Annotated in this window: 13 protein-coding genes; 3 read left to right on the top strand and 10 right to left on the bottom strand. The window is 37.5% G+C overall.

What is annotated here, in order from left to right:
- Window positions 1-3: 3 nt before the first annotated feature.
- The 4 genes from MKX53_RS04310 to MKX53_RS04295 form a co-directional block, all read right to left on the bottom strand.
- Window positions 4-630: a ComF family protein gene (locus MKX53_RS04310; RefSeq protein WP_340909407.1), complete on the bottom strand. Its 627-nt coding sequence runs from the start codon at window positions 628-630 to the stop codon at window positions 4-6.
- Window positions 627-1,628: a DEAD/DEAH box helicase gene (locus MKX53_RS04305; protein ID WP_340909404.1), complete on the bottom strand. Its 1,002-nt coding sequence runs from the start codon at window positions 1,626-1,628 to the stop codon at window positions 627-629. Before MKX53_RS04305 ends, MKX53_RS04310 begins: the two co-directional genes overlap by 4 nt.
- 341 nt (window positions 1,629-1,969) lie before the next feature.
- A complete protein-coding gene (locus MKX53_RS04300; RefSeq protein ID WP_340909402.1) occupies window positions 1,970-2,812 on the bottom strand; it encodes a DegV family protein in 843 nt (280 codons plus the stop codon).
- A gap of 106 nt (window positions 2,813-2,918) precedes the next feature.
- Entirely contained in the window at window positions 2,919-3,500 is a 582-nt protein-coding gene (locus MKX53_RS04295; protein WP_340909400.1) for a nuclear transport factor 2 family protein, read from the bottom strand.
- Window positions 3,501-3,814: 314 nt separating this feature from the next.
- Here MKX53_RS04295 and MKX53_RS04290 point away from each other — a divergent pair, with 314 nt between their 5' ends.
- Window positions 3,815-4,057: a hypothetical protein gene (locus MKX53_RS04290; protein WP_340909398.1), complete on the top strand. Its 243-nt coding sequence runs from the start codon at window positions 3,815-3,817 to the stop codon at window positions 4,055-4,057.
- A gap of 251 nt (window positions 4,058-4,308) precedes the next feature.
- Here the strand turns inward: MKX53_RS04290 and MKX53_RS04285 are convergent, their stop codons facing one another.
- Window positions 4,309-4,983: a response regulator gene (locus tag MKX53_RS04285; protein WP_093537271.1), complete on the bottom strand. Its 675-nt coding sequence runs from the start codon at window positions 4,981-4,983 to the stop codon at window positions 4,309-4,311.
- A gap of 35 nt (window positions 4,984-5,018) precedes the next feature.
- Window positions 5,019-6,164, bottom strand: a complete 1,146-nt coding sequence (locus tag MKX53_RS04280; RefSeq protein WP_340909396.1) for a sensor histidine kinase — start codon at window positions 6,162-6,164, stop codon at window positions 5,019-5,021.
- 140 nt (window positions 6,165-6,304) lie between these two features.
- Between MKX53_RS04280 and MKX53_RS04275 the strand changes: the two genes are divergently transcribed.
- Both MKX53_RS04275 and MKX53_RS04270 read left to right on the top strand, forming a co-directional pair.
- Window positions 6,305-6,940, top strand: coding sequence for a YigZ family protein (locus tag MKX53_RS04275; RefSeq protein ID WP_340909393.1), 636 nt, complete (start codon window positions 6,305-6,307; stop codon window positions 6,938-6,940).
- Between the two features lie 30 nt (window positions 6,941-6,970).
- Window positions 6,971-8,140, top strand: a complete 1,170-nt coding sequence (locus MKX53_RS04270) for a CAP domain-containing protein (protein WP_340909391.1) — start codon at window positions 6,971-6,973, stop codon at window positions 8,138-8,140.
- Between the two features lie 212 nt (window positions 8,141-8,352).
- On the opposite strand, the gene MKX53_RS04265 is transcribed toward MKX53_RS04270, so the two are convergent.
- From MKX53_RS04265 to MKX53_RS04250, 4 genes are all read right to left on the bottom strand, one after another.
- The gene (locus MKX53_RS04265) at window positions 8,353-9,618 is read right to left on the bottom strand and encodes a SpoIID/LytB domain-containing protein (protein WP_422192190.1); all 1,266 of its coding nucleotides are present in this window, start codon (window positions 9,616-9,618) and stop codon (window positions 8,353-8,355) included.
- A gap of 264 nt (window positions 9,619-9,882) precedes the next feature.
- Window positions 9,883-10,578, bottom strand: coding sequence for an SH3 domain-containing protein (locus tag MKX53_RS04260; protein WP_340909387.1), 696 nt, complete (start codon window positions 10,576-10,578; stop codon window positions 9,883-9,885).
- An 18-nt stretch (window positions 10,579-10,596) separates the two neighbouring features.
- Window positions 10,597-13,155 carry an SH3 domain-containing protein gene (locus MKX53_RS04255; protein WP_340909385.1) on the bottom strand — a complete coding sequence of 853 codons (2,559 nt, stop codon included), beginning with the start codon at window positions 13,153-13,155 and terminating at the stop codon, window positions 10,597-10,599.
- 1,826 nt (window positions 13,156-14,981) lie between these two features.
- Window positions 14,982-16,019, bottom strand: coding sequence for an LCP family protein (locus tag MKX53_RS04250; protein ID WP_340909383.1), 1,038 nt, complete (start codon window positions 16,017-16,019; stop codon window positions 14,982-14,984).
- Window positions 16,020-16,046 lie beyond the last annotated feature (27 nt).

Genomic DNA, 16,046 nt, shown 5'->3' with positions numbered 1-16,046 from the left:
AAATTACCCTTTTATTAAAGTAATTGCGTCGACTCTTTTGGCACCTTTATCCTTTAAAGTCTTCGCTGCATGATGGATAGTAGCACCAGTTGTGTAGATATCATCGAATAAAATATAATTTGTTGCTTCGATAGTACTACTTATTACTTCGAACAAATTGTTTGTTTTTAATCGCTCTATTTTTGTTTTCTTCCCTTGAGAATCAGATGTTGTTTTGGTGAGTAATTGTTGAAAAGGAATTCGCGCTGCTTTTAGGAGCTCGTCCACTTGGGAGAATGTACGTAACTTTAGTTTTTCTGGATGCATGGGAATTGGTACGACAATGCCTTCTTTTCTCTGTAATGCTAGTTGCAGCTTTCCGGCAAATACTTTTGCTAATGCAACGTCTTGGAGGAATTTATATTGGTGTAGATATTCTTTCATCGGTTCGTTATAAGTGTATAAACAAAAGACTGAGTCGACTGCTCCTTCATAAGGAGTTCCTAGAAAATCAGTAAAATCATTGGTCAACTTTGAAATGTCAAATTTTTCAAAACATCTACCACAAGTAGAAGAATCCAATTCATATAAAAAAAGCTTGGACCAGGTAGCTGTAGGTTGATAAGGAGTGGCACAAATTAAGCAATTCACGAACGATTCCACCCTTCTATCGCATCCTGTGCTTTATCCATTTCTCTGCTTATTCCGTGATGAAAGAAAGTAATGTCTCCATCTGGATACAGAGCTGATCTACCAACTCGTCCACTTATTTGAATAAGGGCACTGGAGGTGAAGATGGGCTGCTCTGCTCCAACTACAGCTACATGGACGTTTTCGATCGTAATTCCTCTTTCTAATATGGTTGTTGTTAATAAACCAGGGATTTTCTTTTCGCGTAATTGCATCACTAGTTCTTTTCTATCTGGGTGCTCTGCATGAACCCTTGGTAAATCACCTGGGAAGTTCTCTAGCATTTCGATAGTAGGCAAGAAGATAAGAAAAGGCGTATTAGTTTCTATCTTTTCATTTATCCAGTTTTGTATTTTCAGAGGAATTTTTCCTTTTTTGAGTTGTCTGGAGTAACCCCAAAGACTTACAAATTTAGGTACTGGCAGGTCGTGGCCGTGATATCTTCTCGTTAGGATGGATTGGTTGGTTATTTTTAATGATTTTGTAGGAGTGGCTGTTACATAATGTATGGCAGCTTCTTGTTTTGCGGCTTTAGTAACTGCTTTTTGGAGGGTTTCATCAGCATAATAAGGAAAGGCATCTGCTTCGTCGACAAATACGACATCGAATGCATTTTCAAATCTATAGAGTTGATGTGTTGTTGCAAGTATGAGTTCAGGAAATCCTTGTTGGTCAGGTGCTCCGCCGAATAATGCATGGATTTTTGTGTTTGGGAAGACTTTCTGGAATCGAGGGAATAACTCTAAAATTACATCGGTTCTTGGTGCAGCAACGCAAACTCGTTTGCCTGCTTGTAAGCAAGCAAATATAGCTGGAAATAGGAGTTCTGTTTTTCCCGCTCCGCATACTGCATGGACTAGGTGAGATTGGTTTTGTCCCACACTAGCAAGTAGTTCTTTACTCGCCTTTTGTTGAAGAGGTGTAAGCTGGCCGCTCCACGCAAAGACATGTGCGTTCACGCTGTGAGCATGCTGCTTGTCCCAAAGGAGTAATTCGGAACAACTACTCACACGCCCCATTCGTATACAGTGGCGGCAATACGTACAGATTTTGTTGCAATGGGCACAGTTGAATAAGTGAAACAAGGATGGGTTCGTGTTGTGGCATCTGTTGCAGATGTTCATGTTTGATTGCCAAAAAAGGTTGGAATCTGATTTTGTGAGGACACCAGGTTTTAGGTGGATGTGACCGGAGTCGATGTGGGCGTCGATGACTTCGCGTGGGAATGGGGTGTGTTCGCGAAGCCATATGCGGCCAGTTAGAAATTGTTGTAACTGTTCGTTCATGGGCATTCTCCTCATTAGTTAATCTTGTACCAACCGAGACCCATGGACCCTTCCCCAAGATGTGTACCGATTACCGGACCGAAGTAGCTGATAGTGAAGTCTACGTTTGGCATTGTTGCTTGAAGTTCTTCTTTCCATGCAATTGCTTCGTTTTCGTAGTTAGCATGGATGATTGTCGCTTTTATGTTGAATTTGTTTGAGTCTTCTTGGAGCATGTCCGAAATACGTTTCATCGCTTTTTTACGCGTACGAACTTTTTCAAATGGTACAATGACTTTGTTTTCAAAGTGTAGAATCGGTTTTACTTGTAGTACGGAACCGATGACGCGCTCGAAGCCGGTTAGTCTTCCCCCGCGGTGAAGGTGGTCTAGATTGTCGACCATAAAGTATGCACGCATCGTTTGTTTCATGTTATTTAGTTCTTGTAGGATAGCGTCCGGTGAAGCACCTTGTTCTGCCATTTCAGCAGCTTTAAGTACGTAGAAGCCTTGGACCATACAGGAAATTTCTGTGTCGAATGTTCGTACATCAAGATCAGCTACCATTTCTCCTGCTTGTTCTGCTCCGGCAAGTGTTCCGCTGATGCCACTAGATAGGTGGATAGAGATAATTGCATCGTTGTCTTTAGCTAGCTTTTCATATGTTTCGATAAATGTTCCTAAGGCTGGTTGGGATGTCTTTGGAAGCGCTCCACCTTTACGAATTTTATCGTAGAATTCTGTGGTGTTAATGTCGATTTCTTCTTGATAGGTGTCATTACCGATGACAACACTTAGCGGCACCATATGAATATTCAGTTGGTCACGAATTTCTTTCGGGATATATGCGGTGCTGTCGGTTACGATTGCTGTCTTCATTTAATAAATCACACTCCTACTTGTAGTTTACTGAATAATGAGTAGAAATGAAAGGATAAAAAAGCCCAAACATGATATTTGTCATATATGTCTGGGGAATCCGTTGTTATTCAGTTGTTTCGCCTATATAGTAAACGCTAGAAACTAACCATTTGCCATCTTCTTTGACGAATACAGTTACTTGACGTCCATTCTGTTCAAGTTTAGCGCCTGTGTCCATTTGTTCTAGAGAAGTATGGATATTAGAGAATACTTGCGCTTGTGATTTATCGTATTCAATAATGGTAATATTATCAGCTGTACGGATAGTATTAAAGTCGTTGAACGTTTCTTCTACTTTGACTTTTTCAGCTTCGTAGTTGAAACCTTCTGGATTTTTAGAAATTGTGTTCATATAGCGTTCTGGGTCTTCTGCGTTAAATGATTCCATGTATTCCGTGAACGATGAGAGTAATGCTGTTTTTTCTTTTTCTGATACATTTGTTGCTTCTTCAATATTGTCGCCTGACAATTCGAAGCCTATATTGGTTTCGCTTTTATCTTCTGCACCGTGATCCGTTGTTGTTTGTGTGTTTGTTGGAGTGATGTCGGTTGCGGAATTAGCGTTTTGCGCTGTTTCGTCGTTACTATTGCAAGCTGCCAACGTAAGTGTGAAGGCCGCGAGTGTGATTGCTTGGATTATTTTCATATATTTCTCCTCCTGCTGAAGGTTATTTTGTCATAATTAGGACGAAAACTCAATTATTATGTTCCCATTTAAAATAGGTAGAATATTCCGGTATTGGAATTTGAGATATAGGTAGAAAGGAGCTGAAGTATTGAGTGGACATTTTGCTTTGTTGAAAAGGTTAAATGTTGGATCTCCGTCGTCTGATTTTATTCGCAAAGAGTCGAAAAATGTATGTTTGCGAATGTTGTGAGGATCGACTTGTTAAGAGGTAGAGAGTTGCGTTTGTCCGGAAATTTTCGTGCTTTCTCTGATGTTTGTTTGGAGTTGGATGATTGGAAGATGCAGATAGATTGTCTTTTAGTAACCGACAGGTATTGTATTGTGATTTAGTCAAGAATATAAGTATACGCTTATATTTCTGGGAAGCGCTAGATGAATTTTATAAAACAGAGAATGGATCGAAAACCCCTGTTCTATCCTTATTTTCAATTGATGCCACAGATTCGCTTCATGAAAGATTTCTAAGTATTACCTATCCAAAGATGAAAGTGACTGGTGCAATATCTTACAACTAAGTCCTGCTATATTTTATAACAATTCACCATAATTCCATTTATAAATTAGAGAGCATAATTGAGAGAGAGAGACACACAGATTTACAATAGTTCTGGTGTTCTAGTCTTTCTATTGAGGAATTAGAGACTGGCACAAGCTCGACCGAACGCCTATAAGAAAGCAGTGGACGATTACTTTTGGTTTATCAATAAATATAATATAATACAAAAAAAATTCCCACTCCAAAACACTGGAGTGGGATTCTTTATTATTAACGAACTTCAACCCAACCGTTTTTGATGCCGGTTACTACGGCTTGGGTACGGTCGTTTACGTTCATTTTTTGAAGAATGCTGGATACGTGATTTTTTACGGTTTTTTCGGAGATGAATAGTGTTTCTCCGATTGTTCGGTTACTTTGGCCATCTGTTAGTAATTGAAGTACTTCGCATTCACGTTTTGTTAGTAAATGGAATGGACGACGAATTTCTGTTTGATGGAAGTTCCCTTTGTTTTCACGCTCGCTTAAGCGACGGAATTCTGCAACTAGGTTCTTAGTAACTTTTGGATGTAAGTATGAACCGCCTTTTGCTACAACTTTGATAGCGGAGACAATTGCATTTGCATCCATTTCTTTTAGCATGTATCCAAGAGCACCTGTTTTTAGTGCGTGTGATACGTATGACTCATCATCATGGATAGAAAGGATGATTACTTTTGCATCAGGGAATTTCACTAGTAATTCTCCTGTAGCCTCTACACCATTTTTAGTAGGCATATTGATGTCCATCAATACTACATCTGGAAGATATTTTTCATAAAGACTTAAAACGTCGTGGCCGTCGTCACCTTCTGCTATTACTTCGAAAGAGTCTTCAAAGTCTAATATACGTTTTACTCCTTCGCGAAATAGTTGGTGATCATCTATGATTATTATTTTTGTCATGTTCATTTCCTCCTATAATTAAAAAGCCATATTTACTATTCCTCATTTAATGGAATACTAAACAAAATACTTGTTCCTTTGCCAGGGGATGATATAACTTTCATCGATCCTTCTAACAAATCCACTCTTTCCTTCATACCGATTAAACCAAAGGATTTTTCTTTTGCTACTTCTGGATCAAAACCAGCTCCATTATCTTTGACGATAATATTTATCTTTTGTTTCAACCATTCTACTTTTACCCAAGCTTCAGTAAATTTCCCGTGTTTAGTTCCATTCGTTAAGCACTCTTGGACAATACGGAAAATGGCTACTTCAAAATTGGTTTCTAGTCTTTTCTCTTCTCCAAAGTTTTGGAAATTAATCCTACCTGTTGGGTTGTATTCTTCGATTGTTGTTATATACTTTCGAAGCGTTGGTATTAAACCTAAATCGTCTAATGCCATAGGTCGCAGGTCGTAAATAATACGACGTACTTCTGAAAGAGCATCACGAACCATTTTTTTAAGGTCTAAAATTTCTTTCATCGCTGCTTCTCCGCCACGCTGCTGATATGTAAGATTGATTAAATCTGTTCTAAGAAGAACATTCGCTAGCATTTGCGCAGGGCCATCATGAATTTCCCTTGAAAGTCTTTTACGTTCTTCTTCTTGTGCTTCGATAATTTTCAAGGTGAAATCTTGTTTAATTTTTGCATTTTCAAGTGCTTCCCCTACATCTTTCAAATCGGATGTTAAGTAATTCATTACGATATTCACCTGATTGACCAGATGATCGGCACGTTCAATCATTTCTAGCAAGCCCTGTAATCTGCGTTCTAAATCATCTCTTCTAATTCTAAGCTGACGTTCCTCACTACGTTTTATGAGAAGATTTATTTGAATTTCATTTGCAGTTTCGTAAGCTTGACGAACTTGTGGTTCATCGTACGAGTCAAAATTCTTGGTTACCTCAGCTAATCGATTTCGGGAGTGCCTCGATTTTGAATCGAGCAAATCTCCTTCTATAATAACTGTCTCGATATCTCCACGAATAATTTCTAACTCCACTTTCATTTCTTCAAAGCTTTGTCGACTCTGTTCGCTTATAATGAATATATCCTTTTTCGAATGATCCATCACTTCGACCATGCGATCGAAAATAACATCTAACGACTGCGTTTCAAAATTCATATTCGTCATCTGTTTTTTCTCCTTTATGCGCCCAAATGAGTCCTCATTCACAAATGATGACATGTCCTATTATAGCACTAAGTGACTAAAAATAAATTAAAATTACTTTACAACTATGTTTCAATAGAATCAGGAGGGGAAATATATCTATGAGAAAAGATTACCATACTATCCAAGGCTATGGCGAGAGCGAAATAATCATTCAAAAATCACGTTTTCTAACGTATGTGAGCCGGGCTGAAACAGAACAACAAGCGCAAGATTTTATTAATAACATCAAAGAAAAGCATAAAAGTGCTAATCATAACTGCTCTGCATACATTATTGGCGAGCATGACAATATACAAAAAGCCAATGATGATTGGGAACCAAGTGGAACTGCAGGAGTCCCAATGCTCGAAGTATTGAAGAAACAAGGTCTACAGGATACAGTTGTTGTCGTCACTCGTTACTTTGGGGGTATTAAGCTCGGTGGTGGCGGACTTATCAGAGCTTATGGAAAAGCAACTACAGAAGGAATTGACGCCGCAATAGTGGTGGAACGAAAGCTGCATCATCTGATGAAGATCTCTATAGACTACACATGGCTAGGAAAAGTGGAAAATGAAGTTCGCAACTCAGTATATCCTTTAAAAGAGATTAACTATGTGGATCTTGTCGAAGTAATGGTATTTACAAAAGCAGATGAAGAAGAAACCTTTATTAACTGGATGGCTGAAATGACTAATGGACAGGCGAAAATCGAACTTGTCGAAAAAGAGTTTTTGGAATTTACGGTAAATTGATTTATACTTTTATTATGAGGAGATGAATCTATGAAAAAAATCGCTATTATCATAATGTTATTGTTCACTTTAGTCTCAGTTCCAGCAATTTCTCAAGCAGCAGATTGTCCTTCCATCGTATACTGGGATGGTGTTCAACTAAAACCCGGTCAAATCGGCCGAGTTTTGATACAAAAACCAACAACTATTTATAAAAATGTAAACGGAAAGTTCGAATTTTCTAAAACTGTTAAACCTGGAGAAAACTACAGAATATACGCGAATAAATCTACATACTATCATCTTGGTGGCGGATTAGTCATACGAGATAATGCCGATATTGTGTATCAAACACCTTCTAAAAGTAAACTTAGTCAACTAAAATGTGTGAAAACAGCTTCCACTTCTATATCCATTGGTGATAGCAAAACGACTACAGCAGCAAAACTAGGCGCACAACAAAAAGCAGTTATAAACGAATTTGGTGCTTCTACATCGATTTATCATAATAATTATAATAGCTTCTATGCAATTAGTTATTTAAACAATAAAGTTGCATCCGTTTATACAAAAGATAAAAATTACAGTATTAATGGTGTTTCAATATCGAACACAATTGCACAGCTAGAAAGCAAACTGGGTACTACCTATGAAACTACTGGCAATACGTATCCAATTGAAATAATTACGTATAATTTACCAAAGTATGAAGCAAACTTTTTCATAGATGTGCATAGTGACAATAAAGTTTCTGCTATCTATTTAATAGACCATCAATTGATAGATAAAAATCCTAATTTATATCCTAAAAAGTCTACTACACTAGAAAGAGGTTATGAGACACTGTTATTCGAATTGACAAATGCTGAACGTAAAGCACAGGGAGTTGCAGTTTTACAAAGCTCATCGAAGATTGCGAGTGTTGCACGAACTCATAGTGTGGATATGGGATTAAATGATTATTTTAATCATGATAATTTGAAAGGAAAATCACCATTTGATCGTCTAGCCGATAGCGGAATCGCATTTAGAAATGCGGGAGAAAACATTGCAATGGGTTATACAAGTCCTTACTTTGCACATGAAGCGTTGATGAATTCTATAGGTCATCGTAAAAATATCATTAGTACCTCTTACTCTCAATTAGGTGTAGGGGTTTACTTTGCAGATTGGACATATGGATCGATTCCCTACTATACCGAAAACTTTATAAGACCTTAAGGAGCAATAGCGAAAGCACCTATGATATCCCCGACGAGCGCTGAAAGGAATAGCAATAAAGGTGTTTTTTGTCTTTATTCGCTAGTCTGAAGCAATTCAAGACGCTAGGCGCAAAAGTCTAGACGGAGACTCATTTATGGGGAAAAGATTATTATTTTCTTAAGATAGATTAAAAGCAGCCCAGATTAAAAATTCTGGGCTGCCTTTTTTAATTAATACTTTTCAATTGTTGTGCCTTGATAGTAATGTTTTAGAATCCGATCATATGTCCAACCTGCTTCGGCACGTGCTTTGGCACCGTATTGACTCATACCGATTCGGTGACCATAGCCTTTACCATTTACAGTTACTGTTTGGACACCTGTCATGCCTGTTGAGGAGATGATGCCTTCATTCGTTTGGACTTTCACAGAACCATCAGGAATCGTCACTGTACCATTTGCTGTTTGAACAGACATTCCCTTAAGTGATGACACCTCTGAGGAACTTTTAGCACCTTGAATAGCAAGGTCAGTTCCACCTGTTGGTTTAGTGAAAGTTATGTCGAACCAGCTAGATTTTAATGATGCATTGTTAGCATCTAAAAATACATTTCTCATAACAGTTTCATTGCCAGTAATTGTTTTCTGTCCGGTGGAAGTCACTGCAGTTACGGCAGTAACTTCACCGTTAGATCCACCTTTTGTTAGCTTGATGTCTAACAAAGTATCAGTTGATGCAAATCCGAATTTTTTTAATATATTTGATACTGGAATGCTCACTGACCAATTTTTATATGGTGATACCTCAATGGAATCGTCTACAGAAACAAAGTGTGAAACCTGGGTACTATTCCAAACTTCACCAATGTTTGCTGTTCTACCTCCACTAGTAGAATAATAGTAAGCTTGAACTAGTTTACCATTAGCTTTTAACACCAAACCGTTTGTTGCCTCTACTGCAGCATTTGAATTTTTGTGTTCAGATGAATAACCTTTATACATTTGGTCCTTCGTAGTACTACTTAGAATACCTGCTTTACTCAATGTATAGCTTCTTGCTGCAACCGTCTGAGCTTTTAAAGCCTCGATATGCCAAGAAGCTGGTGATTCATTTGGAATTACGCCTTTCAAATAATTTTCTAAATCTAATCGGTTAACGATTTGAACTGTCGTTCCTGATTTAACTACATTAAAACTTCCACGATATTCTCTGCCATCTGGAGCTTTCCCAATTGGTAATGAGGAAACTTCAGCAACTCTCCCACTACTAGCAGGAATCCACGATGAAATGCCTTGCTCATCCGTAATAGAGTACCAGGTTTCTCCGTTACCATTTGTAAATTCATTCACATAGTTTGCACCTTGGAAAGCTTTATATGATTTTACTGTTTCATACTCAGTTGTTGCACCTTTTTTGCCATCTACATTTTCATTAAATACTACTATCTTTTCGTTGCCGGATATTGCATGTAAAGCATACCCCTTTGACGAAAACATAGATGCCCCTGTTTGATAAATGGAAACTTCCCCATTCACTTGAGAAAATGTTACGGGTGTATTAGGCAAAGCATAGAATATTTCGTTAGTTGTTAGGTTTTGAAGCTTATACACTCCTGATAAATTTAGAGAAGTTGAGGAAGCATTGTGTACTTCTACTTGTATTTGCTTGGAATAGCTTTCTTGCTTATATGCAAATGCACTATTTGTTGAAACTAAGCTAAGTGCTGCTACTGATAACATGGCTATTACTTTTTTCTTCAATTATTTCACCTCAGTCAGCGTACTTAGCACCCAACCTTTGTTGCCTTTAGGAGTTTGAACATTATACCAAGTTTCACCATTCGCATTTTTGAATGACCCTAAATAAGTTAATGTCGAGCCTTTCGCAACTGTTTCAAGTGATGTGTAATTAGTAGTTGCGCCTTTACGTACATTTGTAGCTTCTTTTGTTATTACTTTTGATGGTACGAAGTTTCCTGGTTTGGTCATAGATACATCACCAGAGAAAATCCAACCTTTTACAGTTGCTGAAATTTCTACATTATACCAAATTCCATCTGTACCTTTATGCTCACCAATAACAGTCAAACCTTTGTTGGCTACAATTGTGGAAATTACTTTGTAACTTCTTGTTGCTCCAGAATGTACTTTTGCACTTGCCGTAGTATAAATTACAGCAGGTGTTCCAGTTGGAGGATTAGTTGTTACTGGTGGCGTTACAACAGTACCGCCCTCCGCTACCGCTTTTTGTAATTGTTTGATAGCCGCATCTTGTTGTGCAACTTGTTTTTCTAATGATGCTACTTTTGTTTGCAAAGGATTTAATTGTGCTTGTACCCATTCAACTGATGCCAAAAGTAGATTTGAATCTGCTTTCGTAGATGTCGGAGCATTAATAGTTAACAACAAACTTAACCCTAACACAGTACCAACTGTTGCTAATAATTTCTTTTTCATAACTTTATCTTCCTTCCATTACTGATTGAAATAGTTTTCTAATCCATTACGAATTCCAGTGGCAGCTTTTTTACGGAAGGCCGTAGAAGCCAATTGTGCTTCTTCCGTAGGATTTGAAAGAAATGCTAATTCGACTAAAACAGAAGGAATCTCATTCATACGATTCACATAGAAATTTTCCTGTTTCACTCCACGATTATAAGTTCCAATAGATTTTACTAGATCAGATTGAATACTCTTGGCAAGTGTCAAACTTCTAGGACCATTAAAACTCACTGTAGAATTATAGAACGTTGTAGTTCCTTTCGAAGTAGAATTAAATGAATCTGCATGAATACTTATAAAAGCATCATAATCAGAAGCATTTGAGATACCCGTACGCTGTGAAAGCTCTAAGAATACATCTGTACTTCTAGTAAGCCTAACAGTAGCACCTGCAGCCTCTAACTCAGCTTTAAGGAATTGAGCAGTTGCTAGATTCACATCTTTTTCTTTCGTCCCTTTTTTACCTATAGCACCAGGATCAGAAGCACCATGTCCTGCATCGATAATTATTTTCTTACCTACTAACCCTTTAGGTACTACTTTGATTGTTAGTTCGTTATTATAATCTCTAATTGTATAAGAGTATTTAGGATCGAAAGTTATTAATAATACAGATGTACCTCCGGATACCTTCTCCACTTTCATACTCTTCACGCCAACTACATTCGATTTAATCTCGTTGATACTTGTGAGATTGCCATAAACACGCAGTACATTTGCGGATGGTACTGAGTAAGTAATGTCAAACTTCTTAGGTTTAGACCACACCATATAATTTTGACCGTTTCTTACTTCAGTTCTACCGTTAGTCAATGAAATTGCTGAAACTGGCGCTGCATCTGAAAGAACAGATGCTTGAATCCAACCACGTTTTTCAGTTGGTGTTTCGATATTTACCCACCCGTTAAGCGTACGTAGTATTCTTACAGGTGAACTTAAATAAATTGTATCTACTTTCTTCGCCGTAGCACTTGCTCCGTTATACACTGTAGAAGTCTTTGTCCCATACTTAGTTGGGAGATTTGTACTTATTTCGAAGCCAGGAATCCAACCTTGCTTTCCGTTTGCTTGAATATTTAACCAAGTAGTACCATCAGTCGAAACTAATTTGCTTAATACGGTATACTTCGTATTTTTTGCTACTCCTACTATAACAGCAGAATTATAATTGCTATCTGCATACATTAAAGCATTAGAACGTTGTATGGTACCTGTTTCTCCATTCCCAGGAGTGACAACTGGAGTATCGTTCTCTTTATCTACAATAGTTACAACAGATTGATGTAACCAAGCATCTCCACTGCTGGAAACTACTTGATACCATTTCTCATTACTTGCATCAGTTGCATATTGAGAAGAAACATATTGGTCATTTAGTTTGGATTGAGTTACAACATCAAAAGTCGTTCCCGGACCTGAACGCATATTTGCTACAGAGACAGAAACTTTTAAGTTATTTTCTTCCGTAACTATATCTCCATTTGGAGATGGTGTTTCAGTGGATGGATTTTCGGGTACTGTAGAAACACTGTCAAATGATTCAGCAGACATCCATCCTTTTTTACCCACTGCATAAGTTACTTGATACCATTTTTCTTTTGCAGCATTCGTAAACTCTTGATGGATTGCTAGTTTTACACCTTTTTTAATAGTTGCTACAGTTTTATAACTTTTCGTAGCACCAGAATGCACGGTCGATGTTTTGCTTACGACTTTATTTGCAATAGAGTTATTTTCAAAGGCAGATGCAAGAATCCAACCTTTTTTCCCAGTGGCATATGTAACTTGAACCCATTTCTCGTTATAAGCATTAGTAAACTCTTGGTGAACGGTAAGGGTTGATCCAGCTTTAGCTGTGAAAACTGTCGCATAGTTTTTCGTAGCTCCTTTATGAACAGTTGATGAATTGATAACTGTCATCACTGTAGCTGTTTCTCCCGCAGTCCCATTCAAGACGAATAAGTCCGAGCTAACCCAGCCTTTTTTACCGCTATATTCTACGTTAAACCAAATCTCATTTTGAGCATTCGTAAAAGCACCGATAATTTTTAACGAAGTTCCTGCAGGAATAGTCTTCACTACTTTATAAGAAGTTGTCGCTCCACTTCTCATATTAGTGGCATTTTTCCCTATTTTTTGTGTTGTTCCAACATAGGAATCCCCAGATTTTGTAGCAGCCGCTTTAACAGCAGTTGTGGCTGCTTTTAAATAGTCACTAATAATCCAACCTTCAGTCGAATTAAAGGAAACTTTATACCAAATTTCCCCTTTACTATTTTTTTCATTGGCAAGTACAGAAACCGACTGACCCACGCTAGTTTGTGATATTTTATTGAACTCAGTACCCGCACCTGATCTAATATTGACATTATTTTCAGTAACTAACGCTTTGTTACCTATCAATTGTTGAATATCTTCTAATATTATCGAAGAATTAGAGGCTGCGTAAACAGATGGCGCTTCACTGGCAAGAAGGTTAAGTGGCAAAAGGACAGAAGTTGCTAATACGGATGATGCGATTACTTTTTTCATTTGTTCCTCCTAGAACGTTTATTTCTTACATAATAAAACACAGTATCTCATAAAACAATCCAATTAATGAATTTAAAACCTATGTACTATAAATTTAACATATAACCTAATTTTTTAGCATAAGCTAAAAATACTCATTTGTATAACAATATTATTACAATTCTCGATATTCTGTCATTGAATTGTAATATATATCGAATTTACTAGAATATACGAATATTATACAAGGGAACATAATGCATTCTCACAAAGTATCGGTCAAACCTGCAACATGTTTAATTACCCTCTCTCATTCAATTTGTGGATAAAGAATATAAAAATTACCGTTCATATCTATCCAAACTTCAAATCTTAACCTTTGGAGTGTGAGATGGGTGAGAAAGATGAGATATCACAGCGACGCGCTAGTGACGGTGATAGCTCATCGCTCCCCCCACGAAAAGCGTCCAGCTAAAACGGAAATCAGCTGCATCTATTCTATTACTGAGTTTAATATTTTATTATTTAAGCACGCGCTATTGATGACAAGCTGGCGACTTCGGCGATAGCAGATGAGCATCACAGCGACGCGCTAGCCCTCATCGAAAAGCGTCCAGCTAAAACGGAAATCAGCTGCATCTATTCTATTACTGAGTTTAATATTTTATTATTTAAGCGATAACCTCTATCCAAACACCAAATCGAGATGCACCTTACATTATTGATTGGAGTGCAAGCTGGCGACTTCGGCGGGATGAGTGAGACAGATGAGCTATCACAGCGACGCGCTAGCGACGGTGATAGCTCATCGCTCACCCTGCGAAAAGCGTCCAGCTGAAACGGAAATCAGCTACATCTATTCTATTACTGAGTTTAATATTTTATTATTTAAGCGATAACCTCTATCCAAACACCAAATCGAGATGCACCTTACATTATTGATTGGAGTGCAAGCTGGCGACTTCGGCGGGATGAGTGAGACAGATGAGCTATCATCACATCGCTCACCCTGCGCGTCCACGAAACGGAAATCAGCTGCATCTATTCTATTACTGAGTTTAATATTATTATTTAAGCGATAAGCTCTATCCAAACACCAAATCGAGATGCACCTTACATTATTGATTGGAGTGCAAGCTGGCGATTTCGGCGGGATGAGTGAGACAGATGAGCTATCACAGCGACGCGCTAGCGACGGTGATAATCGCGTCCAGCTGAAACGGAAATCAGCTGCATCTATTCTATTTCCTTATAAATTGAAATCATTGAAAAGCTACACCTGTCATAGAATCTTTATCCTCTAAATTACTCTAACAAATCTCTTTATCTGATACCACTCACTTTATTGATTGAAGTGAAGTCGGCGACTCCAGCGGGAAAGCGCAAGCTGAAAGCCCCCAGGAACGCTTAAGAGGTACTAAGGCTAAGAACGCCACTTCGTGTGGCAACGCCTTCGTGACCAACATCCTGTTTGCCCGTGGAGATTGAAGCTGTGCCCGCGGAAAGCGTCCGACCGTAACGGAAATCAACAGCATTTATTACATATCTTTTATCTTTTATCTTTTATCTTTTATCTTTTATCTTTTATCTTTTATCTTTTATCTTTTATCTTTTATCTTTTATCTTTTATCTTTTATCTTTTATCTTTTATCTTTTATCTTTTATCTTTTATCTTTTATCTTTTATCTTTTATCTTTTATCTTTTATCTTTTATCTCTCACCCTCCCATTTAAATATAAGAAAATCAAATTTATTTTATAGACAAGCAGTTCCTCTCCTGAGAATCCAATTCTTTATATTTCTATAAAAAAAAGAGTAAAACGAAACGCCCGTGAAGGCGCTCCATTTTACTCTCCAAAAGATAAATCATTTGCAGTCTTAGTTTCATTTAATTCACTTTGCGCATTTTGTCCAAAATCATCTAAATTCAACTTTAGCTGCTTTGAAACAGTCTCGATAGAATCCTCATCAGGGATGAAATAATAGATTCCTCTAATAGTTGCATCATCTCCAGTTATTTGTAACTGCTCAAAAGGAGACGACTTTAAATTTTGATACATTTTGATCAACCCAAAATACTCAGATGAAGGAATATTAGTTCTCACATTTTTTCCTACATCCCTAATCATATCATCAATTTTTGTAATATTACCGAGGCTTGTGCCTTGATTGATAATCTCTTGAATTACTTGTTTTTGACGTAAATTACGTCCGATATCCCCTTGGGGATCTGTTTTACGCATACGTACATAAGCAAGCGCTTCGTTCCCATTTAACTCCATAGGTCCCTCTGTGTACGTTTTCCATTTTAAGCTCTCAGTTAACTGAGCCTTAAACGTAAACGGCACATCCACTTCAATACCGCCAACTGTATCAACGATATCTTCAAATCCTTGGAAGTCAGTAGAAACATAGTAGTCAATTTCTAAATCTAAAAACTCTTCTACAGCATTAATCGTATAGTTAATACCACCATTTGCATAAGAGTGATTGATCTTATCTTCATAACCTAAATCCGGAATATACACTTTAGTATCACGAGGGATACTAACCATTGAGATTTTCTCCGTTTTCGGATTAATCGTTGCTACAATAATCACGTCGGATCTACCATAAGTAGCACCTTCTTCATTTTCAATACCTGTAAGCATCAGAGTGAAAGCGGAATCTTCTGCCATCGCACTATCAAACTTACTTTCTGCTTTATTTTCTTTATCTCGTTCTAACGGTTCAAACATGTTCGAGGTCGCATTTTTTGTCTGTAAGGATAGGTTAGTAGCGAATACAATCACACCAGACAATAAAACCATCGAAATGACTAGAACCGTATATAATAATTTTCTTCTCGTCTTCTTTTTTCGTTTTGTTTGACGTGAAGTAGCCATAATTCTTCCCTACTTTACTGTTAAAAT

It is taken from the genome of Psychrobacillus sp. FSL K6-4615 (assembly GCF_038008225.1).
Classification (GTDB): domain Bacteria; phylum Bacillota; class Bacilli; order Bacillales_A; family Planococcaceae; genus Psychrobacillus; species Psychrobacillus psychrotolerans.
The sequence above is the reverse complement of the archived record's forward strand: the minus strand, read 5'-3'. Positions and strand labels throughout refer to the sequence as shown.